Origin of the sequence: Flavobacterium sp. MEB061, assembly GCF_000834715.1 — a bacterium.
GTDB lineage: Bacteria > Bacteroidota > Bacteroidia > Flavobacteriales > Flavobacteriaceae > Flavobacterium > Flavobacterium pectinovorum.
The window spans coordinates 24,397-44,557 of record NZ_JXQR01000018.1 but is presented as its reverse complement, the minus strand read 5'-3'; the positions used below and the strand labels follow the sequence as shown (position 1 = coordinate 44,557).

Here is a 20,161-nt window from a genome sequence, read left to right as displayed (position 1 = left end):
GTTTTTAAACTACAAACTGTTAAAATTTGATAGAATTTTGTATTTTGGTCATCCCAAATTGATACAAATACTATGAAAACCTATTTTATTGCCATCATAATGATGGTTTTTCCATGCTTAGTGCAAAGTCAGGATCAGGACAAACCTGTTCAATTAAAACAGATTAACATTGTAAAAACAAATTACCAAAACTTTAAAGACGGTGAAATTGTAAACAAAACAGTCGTTTTTAAAGATGGTAAAATTCAAACAATTACTACTTCAGATGTTGTGCAGCATTTCTTTTATAATCCAAAAGGATTGTTGGATATGACAGTAAAAGACAAAGTAGGAAGCGATTGGAAAGAAGTCGTAAATTATACCTATAATGCTGATAACAACATTACAAAATTTGTAAAAAAATATCAGGAAGGCAGTGATTATATTACAAAGACTGTAACTTTTACTTATGAAGGAGCAAGAATAAAAGTAATTACTAAAAAAAGCACAAATCACCAGAATATTCTTGAAGACATTGAATATATTGTTGAAAACGGAATTATAGTAAGACGTACTTCCCGTGATAGAAACAAAGCTATTATTGGTAAAATCGAATATGCTTACACCAATGATAATGTTGTAAGACACAGAGGTTTGGTGGGAGATAAAATATCTAAAACATTTACTTTTGATGACAAAAAATCTGTAGATGCCTTAATCGTTCAGAATTTATTTGGTGATAATTACAAAGTAATTGTTCCAATGATTTCTTATCACGAAGAAGAATTTGCTTTTGAATCAATTTCATACAATAATGAGACAAATTTTAGTCCTTCATCGACAGTTTTGGTTGGTGTAAGCAAAAAATACAAATACAATAAATTAAATTTTCCAATCTCTTGTTCTCAACTTGAAGAGAACGGAATTGTAAAGACAGAAAAGACTTTTATTTACGAATAAACAGACTTTTAAAATAGACTTTTAACCATTTAAAAGTTAAGTTTCATTTAGAGAATAAACTCTTTATGAATCTTAATTTCTAAATGGTTTTATTTTTTATAAAAAGTCAAATTCTTAAATAGAACTTAAAAACAGAATTCTATAAGCGTTAGTAGCTTACAAATCATTAAATTTGCACCTTATTCAAAGCTATGTTAGAAAAAGAAGTTATAAATTTTGAAAGAACAGCCATTGTAGGTATTGTTACTCAAAATCAAAGTGAAGAAAAACTAAACGAATATCTTGACGAATTAGAGTTTTTGACATTTACCGCTGGTGGTGAAGTTATTAAACGTTTTTCGCAAAAAATGGAACGCCCAAATCCGAAGACTTTTATGGGTACGGGTAAAATTGAAGAAATCAATCTTTTTGTAAAAGAAAACGACATATCGACTCTGATTTTTGATGATGAATTATCGCCATCTCAACAAAAGAATATTTCCAAAATTATTGATTGTAAAATCTTAGACAGAACCAATTTGATTTTGGATATTTTTGCGCAAAGAGCAGAAAGCTCTTACGCAAGAACACAGGTAGAATTGGCACAATGTATCTATTTATTACCAAGACTTTCCGGTTTATGGACTCACCTTGAGCGCCAAAAAGGGGGTATTGGTATGCGCGGTCCCGGTGAAACGGAGATTGAAACGGATAGACGTATTGTACGTGACAGGATTTCGTTGTTGAAGGAAAAAATCAAAACAATCGATAAACAAATGGGGGTTCAGCGTAGTAATCGCGGTGCGATGGTGCGTGTGGCTCTGGTTGGTTATACCAATGTTGGGAAATCGACTTTGATGAATGCGATTGGTAAAAGCGATGTTTTTGTTGAGAATAAATTATTTGCAACTCTTGATACAACAGTTCGAAAAGTAGTGATTAAAAACTTACCATTCTTATTGTCAGATACGGTTGGATTTATTAGAAAATTACCAACGCAATTGGTTGATTCTTTTAAAAGTACACTTGATGAGGTTCGCGAAGCCGATTTGTTGTTGCACATTGTAGATATTTCACATCCCGATTTTGAGGATCATATCGAATCTGTAAACCAGACTTTGCAGGATATTAAAGCTCATGAAAAACCTGTTATTATGGTTTTTAATAAAATTGATGCTTACAAACATTTGACGATTGATGAGGATGATTTAATGACGGAGAAAACTCCAAGACATTACACGCTCGACGAATGGAAAGCAACATGGATGCATCGTTTAGGTGAAGATAATGCCTTGTTTATTTCGGCTAGTAATAAAGAGAATTTTGAGGAATTTAGAGAACGCGTTTACGAAGCTGTTCGCCAGATTCATATTACGAGATTCCCTTATAATAAGTTCTTGTATCCGGATTATAAAGATGCAATCGAAAAAGAAGAACAAGAACAAGATGAAGAATAAATAAAATTTTTTACCGCAAAGAGCGCAAAGATTTTATATTATAGATCTCATAAAACATAAAGTTCGCAAAGCTTAATCAATATATAGCTTTGCGAACTTTTTTATAAAACAAAAGTGTCTTAACAAAAATAACCTTTGCGATCTTTGCGGTAAATTTCAGATAAATTAAAATCCGAAATTAATTCCTAAGCCAAATACTTCTCTAGTTTGAAAACCCTGAAAAGCATTATCATCATAAATGGCCTGGAATGATAAATTAGCCGATAAATATTTATTTACTTTCATGATAATATTCAATGAGTAATCAATATCTACATTTTGTGGATCTTCAAGATAATTTGAATATAAGTTTAAAGTGTTTTCAGCAGTTACGTTGGTCATTATAGCCAATTTATAATAAAGGGAAGAATAGAAACCCAATTCGTAACGCATAGTTTTATTGGCATCAACTCCAAAATAATCTCCGTCAACATATGGCAAACCAGTTTTCTGATCAATTCCGGATGTGTAAGCACCGTCTACAAAGGTGAATTTTGATGTTAATGGGGCAAAATTTATTTTTAAATTAGCATCTTTTGTCCAATAAATACCGGGACCTGTTGTAAGATAACCAGGAGACATAAATTTGGTGCTTTCGGTTCTTATTTCTTTACCGTTTTCATCCTGACCATAAATATATCCTGTGGTAAATTGCGTTCTAAAATTCAGAAAATAAGAATAATACCATTGACCAAAGGCTTTTTTACCTACAATTGAATTTATTTCTAAGCGATCATCTGTTTTTTTTTCGAAATCAGCATTTCTGGTTTGCAGAAGTCCGTATGAAGCTAATATTTTGTTGTCCCAGGTTAAATCATCTTTTTTGTAGTTGAAATCGTAGTTGATTCCAAGCGTCCCTGAGAAGCTGTCTTCTCCTCCGGCTATCCAGTTATTAAAACTTGATTGATTTAATAAAAGCGATACAGTTCCTTTAGTTTTCCAACCTTCGCCTTCAATTGTATCATTTATTTTTTTTACTGCTTTTTCGGTATTTTGAATTAATTCCTTTTCAGTATTTTGGGCCTGAGCAAAAGTAAAATTTAATAAAATGAAGGCTAATAACGTTATCTTTCTCATCGTATCTAGTTTAAGTGTATATTAACAAATATACTAAAAACCGTAGAAAAGTTAAGGATTTATTAAGCGGAAAAGAAAGTTATTTCTTAGATTCTTTGTATAAAGGTACCGCAGAACATGCTTCTCCGTACATAATACTTCTGGCAAATGGCTGCAGATATGTAGTAGCCAAAATATAAGCACGCATAGGAACAGGTTTTCTGGAACAGCCTTTTACAATTACAGGTTTGTTTTTGTATGCCGAATAATCTATTGTAGGTAAAATTTCTTCGTATAAACTTCCGTCAAGATCTTCGATAGTTCCGTTAACTACTTTTTTGGCATAAGGAGCCAATTGTACCGCCACTAAAATTAAAGCCCAAGCTGGAATAATAGCATCTGTACTGCAATGAACAGCAACGTATTGATCCTGATATTGCGACCAATCATGATTTTTTAAATGCTCTCTAAAGTCTTTTTCTTTCAATAAAAAACCTTCTAAAAGCCATTGTGAAATATCGATTTGCACACGATGTCCTTTTGGATAATAATCCTCAAGATCAAAAACTTCCAAAGCGCTATTAGCGACTTTATTGATAATTTCTTCCATATGAAAAGTTAGTTTCAGGTTTCAAATTTCAGGTTGCGTGAACTTGAAGCTTGAAACCTGAAACAAATTTTTATTAAAGCATTCCTAATTCTAATTTTGCTTCTTCGCTCATTAAATCTTTACTCCAAGGCGGATCAAAAGTAATTTCAACATCAACATCTTTAATATGTTCTATTGTTTTTACCTTTTCTTCCACTTCTCTCGGTAAACTTTCGGCAACCGGGCAGTTTGGAGATGTTAATGTCATCAAGATTTTTACTTCGTAATCTGTATTTACCATTACATCGTAAATTAACCCTAATTCGTAAATATCAACAGGAATCTCAGGATCATAAATGCTTTTTAAAACTTTTACAATTGATTCTCCTAATTCGTTTGTGTCTATTTCTTGTTCCATTTTTTTGTTTTTTTAACCATTTAGGTAATTTTTCACCATTAAGATATTAAGTAAATTAAGTTTGCTGTGTACACGATAAGCTTAATTTTTATCTAAATATTAGAGATATTAAATTAACTCTTTATGAAACTTAATATCTTAATGGTTTAACTTTTTTAGTTGTTTTTTGCATTAAATGCCAGAGCGTACATTTTGATGTTTTTAATCATCGATACCAAACCATTTGCACGAGTTGCCGATAGATGTTCTTTTAAACCAATTTCATCAATAAAATCAGTATCGGCATTTATAATATCTGCTGCTTTTTGATTAGAGAAAGTGCGAATCAAAATTGCGATAATTCCCTTTGTTAAAATAGCATCACTATCAGCAGTAAAAACAATTTTATCACTGTTTTCTTCGCCATGTAACCAAACTTTTGACTGACAGCCTTTTATTAAATTCTCGTCGGTTTTATATTTTTCTTCGATTAATGGAAGGCTTTTTCCTAATTCGATGATGTACTCATAACGCTGTACCCAATCATCAAACATCGAAAATTCATCTATTATTTCGTTTTGTATTTCTTTTATTGTCATAATTATTCTTTCGTAAAATCAGTCAGCAAATTAACCAGTTTCTCAATTTCCTTTGGAGGAAAACCATTGTCAAAACCTTTAGTTTCGTATGTTTTCTGATTCTGGGTTATTTTTAAATTTCCAATTGCGGCACCGTCGTAAAAACGTTTTTCAGTTGGTGCTTTTAAATTTGGAATGCTATCTAAATTTATTTTTTCAAATTCGGAAACAATTTTGTTCCACTTTGCAGTATCTATTTTGCTTTCTACAGCTTCCCCACCTCTGGTGTTTGTGATTGAAACAGTTTGATTTTTAACTACTACTGTTTTGTATAACCCTCGAGAAACAGCTGAATATTCTATTTCGGTTGATGTCATATCTGCTTTTTTTTGGCTTGAACAACCGGTTCCAATACAAATAACTAAGAGCAATAAAGATATTATTTTCATAAAAATGTTTTTTTAGCTTAACATGGTTTGTGCTTTCTTAACGGCTTCTACCATTTGGTCAATTTCTTCTTTTGTGTTGTAAAATGAAAACGAAGCACGAATGGTTCCCGGAATACAGAAGAAGCTCATAATAGGCTGTGCACAATGATGACCCGTTCTAACGGCAATTCCTAATTTATCGATAATCGAACCAATATCGTATGGATGAATTCCATCAATATTAAACGAAACTACCGAAGCTTTATTTTTTCCGGTTCCGTAGATTTTCAAACCTTCTATTTCAAGTAAACGTTTTGTAGCGTACTCTAAAAGTTCGTTTTCGTATTGTTGAATATTTTCAAAACCAATATTATTTAGATAATCTACAGCAGTTCCTAAAACAATTCCTCCGGCAATATTTGGAGTTCCGGCTTCAAATTTATGAGGAAGATCGGCGTAAGTTGTTTTCTCGAAAGTCACTTCTTTGATCATTTCACCGCCACCCTGATAAGGAGGCAATTTATTTAGCCATTCTTCTTTTCCGTATAAAATTCCGGTTCCGGTTGGACCACACATTTTATGTCCGGAAAAAGCATAAAAATCACAATCTAATTCCTGAACATCAGGTTTTAAATGCGGAACAGCCTGTGCACCATCAATTAAAACTGCAGCGCCAACTGCATGTGATTTATCAATAATATATTTGATAGGATTAATAATTCCTAAAGCGTTCGAGATATGATTTACCGTAACAATTTTTGTTTTTTCAGAAAGTAAAGCATCAAAAGCTTCGATGATTAATTCTCCGTTTTCATTAATCGGAATCACTTTTAAAATGGCGCCTGTTTTTTCGCATAACATTTGCCATGGTACAATATTACTATGATGCTCTAAAGACGAAACAATAACTTCGTCACCCGGTTTTAAAATCGAGGCAAAACCGTTGGCTACCAAATTGATTCCGAATGTTGTTCCCGAAGTAAAAAGTACTTCGTGAGCAAATTTTGCATTTATATGGTCTTTCACTTTGCCACGAGAAACCTCGTAAGCATCAGTAGCTAATTGACTTAAAGTGTGAACACCACGATGAATGTTGGCGTTTATTTCCTGATAATATTTGACTTCGGCATCAATCACAATTTGTGGTTTTTGCGAAGTTGCTCCGTTGTCGAAATATACTAATGGTTTTCCGTTTACTTTTTGTGAAAGAATTGGAAAATCAGCTCTTATTTTTTGAATATCTAGCATGTCTTATTTAGAAAAAATCTATTTACAAAAGTACTAAAACTAAATTGGTTTCTCCATTAAAACTATAATTTCCTTTTATGGTACGATCGATTGCAGGAGTAAATATCAATTATGTAATTTTAATTCTATTTTTTCAATTATATGAAATGTAATTCAAAAATTGACTCCTAAAATCGTGACCATAAATTAATTATATTGCATTAAAAATAGTTGCATCATTTATGAAAAAATTTCTAAAATTACTCGTTCTCGTTTTAGTTCTCGCATTTCTGTATTTCGGATTTACAACTTATCCAAAACTGGATTTAATTTCTGGCTTTTCAGCCAAAAGTATTGCTTCGGGGCATTTTATTGATAATCGTTCGAAAGAATTAATCGAAAAAACAGACAATGATATTGACATGATTGATTTGGCGACAAATTCAATTAATGACGCCGGAAAGTTTGCGACTTCTAATGTTTATGGTCTAAAAGAAAGAAAAGCAATTTACAGAGAAGGTCTTGGTGCAACTTTGATTAATGATAATTATGATATTTCGAAACCTTATTTATTACCAAAACGCACAAAATTAGTTAATAATCTTCCTTTTCCTTACGGGAATAATGAGCCAAAAGACACTACGTTTTCAAATGTAGATTATCCTAAATTAAAGAGTGCTGTAGAAAATGCATTCGACAAAACAGGAGGGAAATCAAAACGTACACGAGCGGTTGTAGTTTTATATAAAGATAAATTGATTGCCGAAAAATACGATACCGGTTTTAATAAAGACAGTAAAATTTTAGGCTGGTCGATGACAAAAAGTATTACGAGTTCGGCTTTTGGAGTTTTAGCAAAACAAGGAAAAATTGATATTTATAAACCAGCACCAATTACAGAATGGCAAAATGATGACCGTAAAATTATCACAATAAACGATTTGCTTCACATGAATTCCGGCTTAGAATGGGAAGAGAATTACAGCACGATTTGCGACGCTACAAAAATGCTTTTTCAGGCCGAAGATATGGGAAAAGTGCAATTGGATAAACCAGCGCAGTTTAAACCAAACACACATTGGAATTACTCATCTGGAACAACTAATTTATTATCCAGAATTTTAAGAAATCAGTTTAAAACACAACAAGAATATCTTGATTTTTGGTACAGCGCAGTAATCGATAAAATCGGAATGAACTCGATGATTGTAGAACAAGATATGTCGGGAACTTTTGTAGGTTCGTCTTACGGATGGGCAACACCACGTGACTGGTCAAAATTTGGATTATTATATTTAAGAAAAGGAAACTGGAACGGAGAACAAATCCTAGACGAAAGCTGGGTAAAATATACCGCAACACCAACCAATACTTCTGAAGGAAAATATGGAGCGCAATTTTGGCTAAACGTTGGAGGTAAATTCCCGGATGTTCCGCGTGATATGTTTTATTGCAGTGGTTACCAAGGACAAATGGTGGCGATTATTCCGTCTTTAGATATGGTAATTGTTAGAATGGGAGTGAGAGAAAGTGATAAAAGTTTTGATTTTAATGGGTTTTTGAAAGAGGTTATTGAGAGTGTGAAGAAATAATTATGAAATATAAGTTAAATCACGAAATTAGTTTTTTATATTGTTTAGCCTCTAAAATAATTTTTATAGGTTCATTAGGATTTTTGATCTATAGTATATGTATTGCTGAAACTTCTGCTTTTCTTTTCTGTATGATATTCTCTTTGTTTATGTTCTTTTTAATGCAAAGATTCAAGAAGTTTAAATTGATAGAGTTTGATGAAAAAAGCATTTATTTTGATGAGATAAAAATAGATTTAAAAGATATAGACAAGATTAATATGGGAAAAATTATATTCAAAACGAATTTTGAAGAAGAACCAATTGATTTTTTTTATTCTCCTGTTAGTAATAATTTTAATTTACTAAAAACTTTTCATCAAAAACAAATTTAACAGCAAAGACACTAAGTAAAAAGTGCAAAGTTCGCAAAGTTTTGTAATAAACCTTTGCGAACTTTGCGTAAATCTTTGTGCCTTTGCGGTAAAATCTTTTACAAATCAAATCCTAAATTCACACCCAATTTCATGGCAATGATTTTAGTAATTCTTTGTTTTAATTCCGGTATTTTAATGCTTTCGATAACGGCATTTGAGAATGCGTACATCAATAAAGCTTTTGCTTCTTTTTTAGGAATACCACGAGATTGCATGTAGAACATTGCAGTTTCATCAAGCTGACCAACAGTACAACCGTGAGAACATTTTACGTCATCAGCAAAAATTTCCAATTGTGGTTTTGCATTGATAGTTGCTTTGTCACTCAATAAAATATTGTTGCTTTTTTGGAAAGCATTTGTTTTTTGAGCTTCTTTTTCTACCAAAACTTTTCCGTTGAAAACTCCTGTAGAACGATCAGAAAATATTCCTTTATAATCCTGGAAACTTTCGCAATTTGGCGTTGCGTGGTTTACCAAAGTATAATGATCAACGTGCTGTTTGTCATTTAAGATAGAAATTCCGTTAAGCGTACTTGTCAATCTTTCACCAAAATGATAAAAATTTAAGTTGTTACGCGTAAGATTTCCTCCAAATGAAAAAGTATGTACATAAGCGTGACTTTCTTGTTGTTGAGAAACATAAGTGTTGTCAACTAAATTAGCTTCGCTATTATCGTTTTGAATTTTGTAATAGTCAACAATCGCGCGTTTTTGAGCAAAAATCTCTGTAACCGAATTGGTTAAAACTGGATTTTCGTTTAAACTCTGATGACGCTCGATAATTTGAACATGTGAATTTTCACCCACAATAACCAAATTTCTTGGCTGAACCATTAAAGCAGCTTCATTTCCTGTTGAGAAATACATAATCTCAATTGGTTTATCAGCTACTTTCTTTTGCGGAATATTGATAAAAGCTCCTTCAGATGCAAAAGCAGTATTCAACGAAGTCAAGCTGTCATCTTTGCTTGCAATTTGGTTGAAGTACGTATCAATAACCATTTTATATTTTGGTTTGGTCAATGCCGATGACATCAAACAAACATCGATTCCGTCATGCGTTGTAGAAGACAAATGCGAACTGAAAACGCCATCAATAAACACTAATTTATATGTGTCGATTTCGTGTAAAAAGTATTTTTTTACCTGATTAAATTCAATTGCATTTTCCTGCTTAGGAAAAACCGTAAAGTCATTTTTTAAAATGGCGTTTAGCGATGTATATTTCCAAGCTTCTTCTTTTTTGGTTGGGAAACCTTTATTTTCGAAGTTTTTTAAGGCATTTGTGCGAATGTCATGCAAATCTGAATGTACATCGACACGCTCTTCAAAAGCCATAAAAGACGATACTAATTTTTCTTTTAAATCCATTTCTGTAGTTATGAGTTATGAGTTATAAGTTATGAGTTTTGTAAACTGTAAACTGTAACTGTAAACTAGTTTTCTGCTTTAATCCAGTCGTATCCTTTTTCTTCCAGTTCGTAGGCCAATTCTTTTCCACCAGATTTTACGATTCTTCCGTTGTACAAAACGTGAACGAAATCCGGAACGATATAATCTAACAAACGTTGGTAGTGTGTGATAACGATAATTGCGTTTTTCTCGCTTTTCAATTTGTTAACTCCGTTAGCCACAATTCTTAAAGCGTCGATATCAAGACCAGAGTCGGTTTCGTCTAGGATGGCTAATTTTGGTTCTAACATTGCCATTTGAAAAATTTCGTTTCTTTTTTTCTCTCCTCCCGAAAAACCTTCGTTTAATGAACGAGACAAAAATTTACGGTCAATTTCTAACAATTCAGATTTTTCACGAATAACTTTTAGCATTTCGTTAGCCGGCATTTCTTCCTGACCGTTGGCTTTACGAGTTTCGTTGATTGCTGTTTTCATGAAGTTAGTTACACTTACTCCAGGAATTTCTACAGGATATTGAAACGAAAGGAAAACTCCTTTGTGTGCTCTTTCTTCTGGAGCAAGATCAGCAAGATCTTCTCCGTCAAGGAAAACCTGTCCGTCTGTAACTTCGTAGTTTTCGTTTCCGGCAATTACAGCCGAAAGTGTGCTTTTTCCAGAACCGTTTGGCCCCATGATGGCGTGTACTTCGCCAGCTTTAACTTCTATATTAATTCCTTTTAGGATTTCTTTATCACCAATTGAGGCGTGAAGGTTTTGTATTGATAACATTGTTTTTTTATTTTATATAAATGTCAATTCTATTTTTGTTGTTTGGTTTAAGATGTTGGCATTAAAATGCGCGTGTCCTAAATATTCCATGCCTAAATAATCGGCTGATTTTTTGAACGGAATGTAAAAACTTTCCTCAATTTCATCGTCGTGAGAATTTGAGATCACGCCTATTTTCTTTCCTCTAAGCTTTCTTCCGGTTTCTTTTTCAATTCGAATTAAATCCGAAAAACGATCAAAGAAAACCTTCATAATTCCACTCATATTATACCAATATATTGGCGTTGCAAAAATTAAAGTGTCATAATTTTCGATGATACCTTTTATTAAAGGAAAAAAATCATCTTCTCTGTTTTTGCTTTCGTAATCGTAATAGGAAATATTAAAATCACTCAAATTAATTACTTCTATTCCGTGTTCTTTAGAAATTTCGTCTACAATTTTTGTTGTATTTCCGTTTTTTCTTGATGAACCTAAAATGATGACTGTTTTATTTCCCATCTTGCAATTATCCAACAGATCCTTCTAAAGAAATCTCTAATAATTTTTGAGCTTCAACAGCAAATTCCATTGGTAATTTGTTCAATACATCTTTACTGAAACCGTTTACAATTAAGGCAATCGCTTTTTCAGTCGGGATACCTCTTTGGTTGCAGTAAAACACCTGATCTTCTCCAATTTTACTTGTAGTTGCTTCGTGCTCTATTTTTGCCGATGGATTTTTACTTTCGATATAAGGGAAAGTATGGGCTCCACAATTGTTCCCCATTAAAAGAGAATCACATTGCGAAAAGTTTCTTGCATTCTCAGCTCTTGGGCTAATCTGCACTAATCCACGGTAACTGTTTTGTGATTTACCAGCCGAAATACCTTTAGAAATAATAGTCGATTTAGTATTTTTTCCTAAATGGATCATTTTAGTTCCTGTATCGGCTTGTTGGTAATTATTGGTAACGGCGATTGAATAAAATTCTCCTACCGAATTGTCTCCTTTTAATACACAAGAAGGATATTTCCAGGTTACAGCAGAACCTGTTTCTACTTGTGTCCATGAAATTTTAGCATTTGTTTCGCATAAACCTCTTTTAGTTACGAAGTTATAAACACCACCTTTTCCTTCTTTGTTTCCTGGGAACCAGTTTTGAACGGTAGAATATTTAATTTCTGCATCATCCAAAGCGATTAATTCAACCACAGCAGCGTGCAATTGGTTTTCGTCACGACTTGGAGCGGTACAACCTTCAAGGTAAGAAACGTAACTTCCTGCATCTGCAATAACAAGAGTTCTTTCGAATTGTCCTGTTCCTGCCTGATTGATTCTGAAATAAGTTGAAAGTTCCATCGGGCAGCGAACGCCTTTTGGAATATAACAGAAACTTCCGTCAGAGAAAACTGCTGAGTTTAATGCTGCGTAGAAGTTGTCTTTTTGAGGTACAACAGTTCCTAAATATTTACGAACCAATTCCGGATGTTCTTTTATTGCTTCAGAAATTGGACAGAAAATAATTCCTTTTTCTCCTAAAGTTTTCTTGAAAGTAGTTGCCACAGAAACAGAATCAACAACAATATCCATAGCGACATTGTTCATCATTTTTTGTTCATCGACAGAGATACCTAATTTTTTGTACATTTCTAAAAGCTCAGGATCTACATCATCTAATGTTTTTGAAGGATCTACTTGTTTTGGTGCAGAATAATATGAAATTGCCTGAAAGTCAGGTTTTTCATAATGAACATTTGCCCATTCCGGTTCGATCATTTCTTTCCAGGCACGAAAAGCCTCGATGCGCCAGTCGGTCATCCATTGCGGCTCTTCTTTTTTAAGAGAAATTGCTCTTACGATATCTTCGTTTAAACCAATAGGAAAAGTCTCAGACTCAATATTGGTATAAAATCCGTATTCGTATTCTTTGGTTTCGAGTTCGATTTTTAAATCGTCTTCAGTATATTTTGACATTTTTTAGTTTTTTAAAACGCTTTAAAAAGAAATTCAAATCGTTTAAATTTGTGCTTAGATTCTTTTAATTTATAGTGAAAAAGATTCACCGCAACCACAAGTTCTGCTTGCATTTGGGTTATTAAATACAAATCCTTTTCCGTTTAACCCTCCTGAAAATTCCAGAATTGTTCCGGCTAAATATAGAAATGATTTTTTTTCAACTGCAATTGTTATGTCGTTGTCTACAAATATTTTATCGTCGTCGCCTTTCGTTTTATCAAATTTTAAATCATATGACAAACCAGAGCATCCACCGCTTTTCACACCTACGCGTACGTAATCGTGAGCGGCATCAAAACCATCATCACTCATCAAGTCGATGATTTTCTTTTTGGCTGTATCAGAAACTTTTATCATTGTTTATGGTATTTGTTTTTCCTTCATTTTAATTTGCATTTAAAAATGGTAATGAATTTATTACATTTTAAAGTGCTGTATTTCAATGTTGAAATTAAATTATCTGCAAAGATACGACTTAAAAACCTTTTTCCATAACGCTTCACATTATTATAACAAATGTTAAAATAGATAATAGTTATTTTGTGAAATCAATTTGTTCTCAAGGTATATTTTCATTTGTTTTTTAAAAATTGTAAAAAAAAGAAAAAAATGATGTTTTTGTGAGATTTATATATCAATAATTCTGGTAAAATGTTAAAAATGGGTATTTATACGCATTGCAGGTTGTTAATTATAGGATATTTTTGCAGAAAATTGTGAGTAATTATGAAAAAACAGAATAAAAACAATTGGTTTAAAGTTCTTTTGGCAATCTTCTTAGTTTTTGGGCTAGGGTCTACGCTTTTTATTTTAAGTAAAGAATCATATGAAATTGTAGAGAAACCTATAAAAAGAAGAAGTGATGAAGCCCTAAGATTGAGCCTTGAAGCACTTGCGCAAAAGAATATTTTAGATTCTTTAAATACTTTAAAATTAGCCTACGATGTAGCGATTCTCGAAAAAACAGCTTTATCTCAGGAATTGGAGCTGGAAAAAATAAAGGTAGAAAACTTAATCGAAATTCTAAAAATTTCCAGGAATCCATCTACTTTACAAATAGAGGTTTATCGTAAGCAATTGTCAGATTTAAAAACTTCGTTAGAATCTAAGATTGTAGAAATTTCAAATCTAAAATCTCAGAATAAAAATTTATTAACCGAAATCGAGAGTCAGAATGTTGTAATGTACAAGCAAAAAGTTGAAAATGATACTTTAATTTCTAAACAAAGAAAGTTAGAATCAATTTTAAAAGATGCTTCAAAGTTATCTCTAAATGGATTTAAGGTGGTAGCTCTTCGTGAAAAAAAATCTGGAAAAGAGCTTGAAACAGACAAAGCTAAAAATACTGATAAACTTAAAGTAAGTTTTTCTGTTAACGGAAATTCTGCTGCCAAAACAGGAAAAAGGGTTTTTTATGTTCAGGTTTTAGATCAGAAAAACAAAGTTCTGGGCGAAAATAAATTGGTTGAATTTGACAATGATAAAGCACTTGTTTACAGTTTTATTGTAGCGGTAGATTTTCAGGGAAAACCTGCAAATGTTTATGGAGTTTTAAATTCTTATGATTATGATTTTCAAAAAGGAACTTATTTTGTCAACTTCTTCGATAAACAAGAAATTATGGGAAGTTCTTCGATTACGCTTGAATAACTGATTTTGGGCCACAGATTAAACAGATTTTACTGTATTTACACAGATTCTTTAATTAACCAACCTTTATAAGCCTTTCTGAGAATAAAAAAACACAGTGAAAATCAGCAGAACCCGTAAAAATCTGTGGGTAATTTTATATATGCCTGAGAATATTATGATTGAATGCTTAGCATAAGGAGATTGGATTTCCTAGTTTTGTTTTTCAATTAGAAATATACTCTTATGAAACTTTACCCGATAGAATCCGGAAATTTTAAATTAGATGGTGGTGCTATGTTTGGTGTTGTACCAAAAACAATTTGGAACAAAACCAATCCTGCCGATGCCAATAACTTAATTGATATTGCAGCGAGATGCTTGCTTATTGAAGACGGAAATCGCCTGATTTTGATTGATACCGGAATGGGCGATAAACAATCAGAAAAGTTTTTTGGATATTACTCGTTATGGGGTTCGCATTCTATAGATAAATCGTTGGCAAAATATGGTTTTCATCGGGATGATATTACGGATGTTTTTATGACACATTTGCATTTTGATCATTGTGGGGGAAGTGTTCAATGGAATTCGGACAGAACGGGATATGAGCCAGCGTTTAAAAATGCCAAATACTGGAGCAACGAAAACCATTGGGAATGGGCAACAAAACCGAATGCTCGTGAAAAAGCTTCTTTTTTATCAGAGAATATTTTACCAATGCAGGAAAGCGAACAATTGAATTTTATTGAAAGACCAAATGCTGATTTTGGACATTCAAAAGAATTAGGATTTAACATATTTTACGTTGACGGTCATACCGAAAAGCAAATGATTCCGCATATAAAATACAAAGACAAGACTATAGTTTTTTGTGCCGATTTATTAGCAACAGCCGGCCATATTCCGTTACCGTATGTTATGGGTTATGACACGAGACCTTTGTTGACAATGCCTGAGAAATCAAAATTCTTAAATGCTGCTGCAGATCATAATTATTATTTATTTCTGGAACACGACGCACACAATGAGATCATAACGGTAGAACATACCGACAAAGGTGTTCGATTAAAAGAAGTTTTTACTTGTGAAGAGATTTTGTAGAGAAATTTAAAACATAAAAAAATCCCATTTTCATGAATTTGAAAATGGGATTTTTTAGTTTGTAATTGTAATAGTTAGTTGGTTTTAAACTTCCAAACCTGACCGATAGTTTCTCCTCCTTTATTATCTTTTACAACAACTTTCCAGAAGTATTCTTTTGTAGCTTCAAGCGTAACAGCATATGAGGTTGAGCTTGCATTCTCGCTTACTTTTGCTGTAGGAGGATTTGTTGTTCCAAAATACACATCATAAGTAAGAACATCTGTGGCGTCAACATCCGTAGCTTTCCACTGTAAAGTGGCAGTTGCTGTAGTTAATACAATATTTATAGATGGTTCAACCAATTCCGGGGCAAAAGGCAAATGATTAAATACAGCTTCACCAGAAGTATAAAGTTTAAAAGTGGATGAAGAAATGCTTGACAAACCTTTGCTGTCAGTTGCTTTTACTCTCCAGTAATAAGCCGTATTTATCTCTAATGGAACAGATGTATTATTTGTTGCAACATCAACTGTTTTTACAATTTGAGAAAATGAATTATCTTTCGCAACTTCAATGTGATACGTTATAGCGTCGTTATTAGGATCTGTAGAAGCATTCCATTGAAAGCTAACAGTATTGTCTACACATAATTTATTATCTGTTGGAGCAACTAAAGTGGGTACAGTTGGAGCTTCATTTTGAGGAGTTTCAGGGTCATCGCTTCCGCCACCACAAGCTGAAACAAGCAAACCAATAATTGATAAGTATATAAAATTCTTCATTTTTATTTTTTTATAATTTTAATGTATTCCGGAGTTTCTAAATAGATTTTGGCAGCATAAATTCCTGAAGGATGATTTTCAAGATTCAATTGTGCTTTTCCGTTTTCGATGTTATAGACTTTAGTCGAAACTAATTGACCTCCAAAATTGTATAACTCTATTTTAACTTCATTTTTGCTCGTTGGAATTTCAATTTCAAACTTTCCAGATGTTGGGTTTGGATATGTTGATAAAATACCTCCAACTTCCAAAACACTTACTTTTTTAGAAAAAGTACCTTCACAGGCTTTTGCTGTTGCAACCTCTATTAATCCGCCTTTTTCTAAGTTTACATTAAAGTTTGTATCAGTTGTCTGAAACTGTTCTGAACCATCAACATATACTGTAAAAGGAGCAGTTCCTTCAATAATTTCTACTTGTACATTTTTAGAAGTTATGGTTGATTTTCCTGCAGCAGAAGCAGCTTTGTTAATTGTTACATTAAAGTTTTGTTCAAAAAATTCGTTAGGAATAGTAATTGAAATAGTGTAGTTTCCTGGAGTTAAATTGGAATAATTCAAAGCGTTATTGGTAAACGCTAATGTTTTTCCGTTAATTTTTGCCTCATAAGCATAAGTTTCTTTGGCAGTGATATTTATTTGGCCATTATTTTCACCAAGACAAGTTTCTGCTTTTGCCTCTACAGTAAAATTATTTGCAGGAAGAGTAAGAGGTCCGGCACAATCTTCAGAAAATCTAACATTAGGATCTGCATAATAAGACCAGTTTGTTTTGGCATATTTAGCGTCAGTAACCTGAATACATTTTAGATCTGGATTGTTTTTGTAATTAGGAACATCAAGATTGATATAAAGCTCTTTTATGCCATTTTGTAAATTTAAACTGGTAAGCTTGTTATTATTACAATTTACATAATGTACCTTTTTATTTTTTGAGATATCAAAAGTAGTTAACTGATTATTGTAAAAATCAACATATTCTAACGCTAAATTATTTACAGGGTTTAAAACTGTAAGTTTATTATTTGAAACTAGTAAATAAGATAATAAAGTGTTTTTTGTTATATCTATTTCAGTAAGTTGATTTTTAGATAAATAAACCTCAGTTAATTTTAAATTTTTAGATAAATCAATAGTAGATAAATTATTATCACCAGCAGATAATTTTTTTAATTCAGGTAAAAACGTAACATCCAATTCATTTAATTGAAGCGATGTGCATTCTAATTCCTTAAGTTTTAGATTTTTCGAAATGTCAAATCCAGATATTATATTTGTACCACAAGAAAGGATTGCCAGATTGATGTTTTTTGTAACATCCAAACTAGTTAATTTATTATTTGAACAATTTAGATCTAATAAGTTTGTTGATGGAGTTATGTTTATGTCAGTTAATAAATTGCCACTGCAGTTAAAGTAAACTAAACTTGGTTTATTAGTTGCGTCTAATTCGGTTAATTTATTATTTTCAACATATAACTGCACTAAGTTATTTTGATTAGTAAGATTCAGACTTGTTAATTCATTGTTGCTGCAAGCTAATAAAGCTAATTTGTTGTTTGTAACATCCAGATTTTTTAATTTATTACTTTTACAGCTAATTTGATCTAACTTTTTATTGTTAGATATATTCAATTCTGTTAGGGCATTGCGAGAAACATCTATATAATACAAATCTGTATTATTTGAAATGTCTAAAGATGTTAACTTGTTTGAAGAACAGTTCAGGTTATTCAACTTTGTATTTTTGCTAAGATCTAAATTAGTCAGTTGATTACCTTCACAGTATAATTGTGTTAATGCAGTATTTTTAGAAACATCCAGTTTAGTGATTTTTCCACAACCGCCGCCATTGCTTGTAATACAGCCGTTTCTGCATTCTAATACCTCTAATGCAGTAAAATCTTCTATACCAGTTAAATCAGCAACTAGTGTTGGCTCAACTTTTAATGATTTTACAGCAGCAATTCTTGGAGTTAACACTTTTCCATCAGGCTCACCGGAATCGATACCTAACTCAATCAATCTTTTTTCAAACTCTTTATCAGGAATAAGTGTATATGATGGCGCAGAACACGCTGTTGAGGTATAATTAAAGTATAGATCTTTTTTTGTCCAGTTTTGTGTTGAATAATTTACATCGTCAACTTGTACGCAATACAAATTTGGGTTTCCTATTAAATTTATAGTTGTAATTTTGGTATTGTTACCGTTTTTTAAGTTTATTTCACTTAATGTGGTAGTGTATTGACAAATCACTGTATTTAAATTAGTGTTTTTAGATAAATCCAATGTTTTAATCTGACCCCAGTTGCAATTAAAATAATTTAATTTTAAATTTTTAGAGACATCAATGCTTGTTAGCTTTTTTGTTCCACAAGAAATTGATGTTAAATTGATGTTTTTTGTAACATCTATATTTGCTATTTCTGTATCAGAAAAATCAACACGATCTAATAAAATATTATTAGACAAATCAAGAGTTGTCAATGGATTTATAAAACAGTTAAGCTGAAGTAAATTCAGGTTTTTTGAGACATCAATTGACGTTAATGAATTAGAGTCACAATATAAGGCGTATAGATTTGTATTTTTAGAGACATCTAAAGTAGTTAATTTGTTATTGCTTACGTTTAAAAGACTTAATCCTGTATTTTTACTAACATCAAAAGAAGTTACTTTTGTACCAGAACAAGTGAATGTAGTTAACGCCAGATGTTTTGAAATATCAATTGTATCGATTAAAGTGTTATCTAATGATAATTTTTGCAGATTAGGGTTGTTAGTTATGTTAATTGCAGCTATTTTATTTTCTCCGCAATCTAATGTTGTTAGTTTTTTATTATTAGAAACATCTAAACTGGTCAATTTATTTATGGAACAATTTAAAGATATTAGGTTAGTGTTTTTAGAGACATCTAATGTTTTTAATAAACCATCAGCTTCTGCAGTGGGATAATAATAATTACCTCCAGTTGCAGACAATGTTTCCAGAGCCGTAAAATCCTGAATTCCTGTTAAATCAGAAACTACTCTGGTATCGACTGTTAATGATTTAACGGTTTGAATTTTCGATGTTAATACTTTTCCATCTGTTGCACCGCTGTCAATACCTAAAGAGATTAATTTTTTTTCGAATTCAATATCTGGAATCAAAGTATATTGCAAAGGAATATCCGCAACATCTACAACAGAAACATTGTCAATTAAAACTTCAGAATTTGCAGAGCCGTTAGCGTAGATATCTACTTCAATGTTTTCTGAAACAGTCGGGGTATAATCAAATTCAATTTTTCTCCATTCTGTAGAAGAAAAAGTAACATCAGATTTTTTAATTATTTCTTCTTTGAAAGTACTTGGTTTATGGTATAAACTCAAATCAACAGAAGACAAAGCTCCTCTTAAAATCTTATGGTATAAAGTTACACGATAGGTTTTATTTGCCGTAACAGGAAAATATTCGCTGTTAATGTAATTGAAAGTTCCGGTAACAATACTTACATTGACACTTGATGAACCATTTTGAGCTGTTGTGCTCTGAGAAACAAATCCACTAAAATAACGATACCAATTGTCTGGCTGCGAGGATGAAGACCAAATTTCAAAGTTTCCATTCGGGACTAAATTGGTCTGCGCATAAAAAGAAAAATTTGCTAATAATAGCAACAAGAGTAGTTTTGTTTTCATAGATTACATTTATGGTTTTGGAAATACAAGAATACGAATTACAATTGGGGTTTTATTACGGGATCCCGTATTAAAAAATAAATAATTTTATATCTTT

Annotated in this window: 19 protein-coding genes; 6 read left to right on the top strand and 13 right to left on the bottom strand. The window is 32.0% G+C overall.

From position 1 onward, the window contains the following. Positions 1–72 precede the first annotated feature (72 nt). Both RT99_RS10805 and hflX read left to right on the top strand, forming a co-directional pair. On the top strand, positions 73–939 hold the full coding sequence (locus RT99_RS10805; protein WP_042564767.1) for a hypothetical protein: 867 nt from the start codon (positions 73–75) through the stop codon (positions 937–939). Between the two features lie 191 nt (positions 940–1,130). Continuing rightward, the gene (gene hflX / locus RT99_RS10800; protein ID WP_042564766.1) at positions 1,131–2,375 is read left to right on the top strand and encodes a GTPase HflX; all 1,245 of its coding nucleotides are present in this window, start codon (positions 1,131–1,133) and stop codon (positions 2,373–2,375) included. A gap of 165 nt (positions 2,376–2,540) precedes the next feature. Here hflX and RT99_RS10795 read toward each other — a convergent pair whose 3' ends face one another. The 6 genes from RT99_RS10795 to RT99_RS10770 all read right to left on the bottom strand — a co-directional run bounded on the left by RT99_RS10795 (position 2,541) and on the right by RT99_RS10770 (position 6,710). Further along, positions 2,541–3,491, bottom strand: coding sequence for a DUF3078 domain-containing protein (locus RT99_RS10795; protein WP_042564765.1), 951 nt, complete (start codon positions 3,489–3,491; stop codon positions 2,541–2,543). 79 nt (positions 3,492–3,570) lie between these two features. Continuing rightward, on the bottom strand, positions 3,571–4,080 hold the full coding sequence (locus tag RT99_RS10790; RefSeq protein WP_042564764.1) for a DUF2480 family protein: 510 nt from the start codon (positions 4,078–4,080) through the stop codon (positions 3,571–3,573). A gap of 73 nt (positions 4,081–4,153) precedes the next feature. After that, complete coding sequence (locus RT99_RS10785; RefSeq protein ID WP_042564763.1) at positions 4,154–4,477, bottom strand: SUF system Fe-S cluster assembly protein; 324 nt, start codon at positions 4,475–4,477, stop codon at positions 4,154–4,156. A 155-nt stretch (positions 4,478–4,632) separates the two neighbouring features. Next, on the bottom strand, positions 4,633–5,055 hold the full coding sequence (locus RT99_RS10780) for a SufE family protein (protein WP_042564762.1): 423 nt from the start codon (positions 5,053–5,055) through the stop codon (positions 4,633–4,635). 2 nt (positions 5,056–5,057) lie between these two features. Then, positions 5,058–5,483: a hypothetical protein gene (locus RT99_RS10775; protein WP_042564761.1), complete on the bottom strand. Its 426-nt coding sequence runs from the start codon at positions 5,481–5,483 to the stop codon at positions 5,058–5,060. Positions 5,484–5,495: 12 nt separating this feature from the next. Continuing rightward, complete coding sequence (locus RT99_RS10770; RefSeq protein ID WP_042564760.1) at positions 5,496–6,710, bottom strand: aminotransferase class V-fold PLP-dependent enzyme; 1,215 nt, start codon at positions 6,708–6,710, stop codon at positions 5,496–5,498. 221 nt (positions 6,711–6,931) lie between these two features. Here RT99_RS10770 and RT99_RS10765 point away from each other — a divergent pair, with 221 nt between their 5' ends. Next, complete coding sequence (locus RT99_RS10765; RefSeq protein WP_042564759.1) at positions 6,932–8,281, top strand: serine hydrolase; 1,350 nt, start codon at positions 6,932–6,934, stop codon at positions 8,279–8,281. Positions 8,282–8,283: 2 nt separating this feature from the next. Continuing rightward, the gene (locus tag RT99_RS10760) at positions 8,284–8,655 is read left to right on the top strand and encodes a hypothetical protein (RefSeq protein WP_042564758.1); all 372 of its coding nucleotides are present in this window, start codon (positions 8,284–8,286) and stop codon (positions 8,653–8,655) included. A gap of 98 nt (positions 8,656–8,753) precedes the next feature. On the opposite strand, the gene sufD is transcribed toward RT99_RS10760, so the two are convergent. The 5 genes from sufD to RT99_RS10735 form a co-directional block, all read right to left on the bottom strand. Continuing rightward, on the bottom strand, positions 8,754–10,070 hold the full coding sequence (gene sufD / locus RT99_RS10755) for a Fe-S cluster assembly protein SufD (protein ID WP_042564757.1): 1,317 nt from the start codon (positions 10,068–10,070) through the stop codon (positions 8,754–8,756). 65 nt (positions 10,071–10,135) lie between these two features. Then, complete coding sequence (sufC, locus tag RT99_RS10750; protein ID WP_042564756.1) at positions 10,136–10,882, bottom strand: Fe-S cluster assembly ATPase SufC; 747 nt, start codon at positions 10,880–10,882, stop codon at positions 10,136–10,138. Between the two features lie 12 nt (positions 10,883–10,894). Beyond that, entirely contained in the window at positions 10,895–11,383 is a 489-nt protein-coding gene (locus RT99_RS10745; RefSeq protein ID WP_042564755.1) for a flavodoxin family protein, read from the bottom strand. A gap of 7 nt (positions 11,384–11,390) precedes the next feature. Next, entirely contained in the window at positions 11,391–12,839 is a 1,449-nt protein-coding gene (sufB, locus tag RT99_RS10740; protein ID WP_042564754.1) for a Fe-S cluster assembly protein SufB, read from the bottom strand. 69 nt (positions 12,840–12,908) lie between these two features. Next, positions 12,909–13,238: an iron-sulfur cluster assembly accessory protein gene (locus RT99_RS10735; protein WP_035686721.1), complete on the bottom strand. Its 330-nt coding sequence runs from the start codon at positions 13,236–13,238 to the stop codon at positions 12,909–12,911. Between the two features lie 369 nt (positions 13,239–13,607). Here RT99_RS10735 and RT99_RS10730 point away from each other — a divergent pair, with 369 nt between their 5' ends. Further along, the gene (locus RT99_RS10730) at positions 13,608–14,531 is read left to right on the top strand and encodes a hypothetical protein (protein ID WP_042564753.1); all 924 of its coding nucleotides are present in this window, start codon (positions 13,608–13,610) and stop codon (positions 14,529–14,531) included. A 225-nt stretch (positions 14,532–14,756) separates the two neighbouring features. Then, entirely contained in the window at positions 14,757–15,614 is an 858-nt protein-coding gene (locus RT99_RS10725; RefSeq protein WP_042564752.1) for an MBL fold metallo-hydrolase, read from the top strand. Between the two features lie 74 nt (positions 15,615–15,688). Here the strand turns inward: RT99_RS10725 and RT99_RS10720 are convergent, their stop codons facing one another. Together RT99_RS10720 and RT99_RS10715 are read right to left on the bottom strand one after the other, a co-directional pair. Beyond that, a complete protein-coding gene (locus RT99_RS10720; RefSeq protein WP_042564751.1) occupies positions 15,689–16,378 on the bottom strand; it encodes a hypothetical protein in 690 nt (229 codons plus the stop codon). Positions 16,379–16,380: 2 nt separating this feature from the next. Then, complete coding sequence (locus RT99_RS10715) at positions 16,381–20,064, bottom strand: T9SS type A sorting domain-containing protein (RefSeq protein ID WP_042564750.1); 3,684 nt, start codon at positions 20,062–20,064, stop codon at positions 16,381–16,383. Positions 20,065–20,161 lie beyond the last annotated feature (97 nt).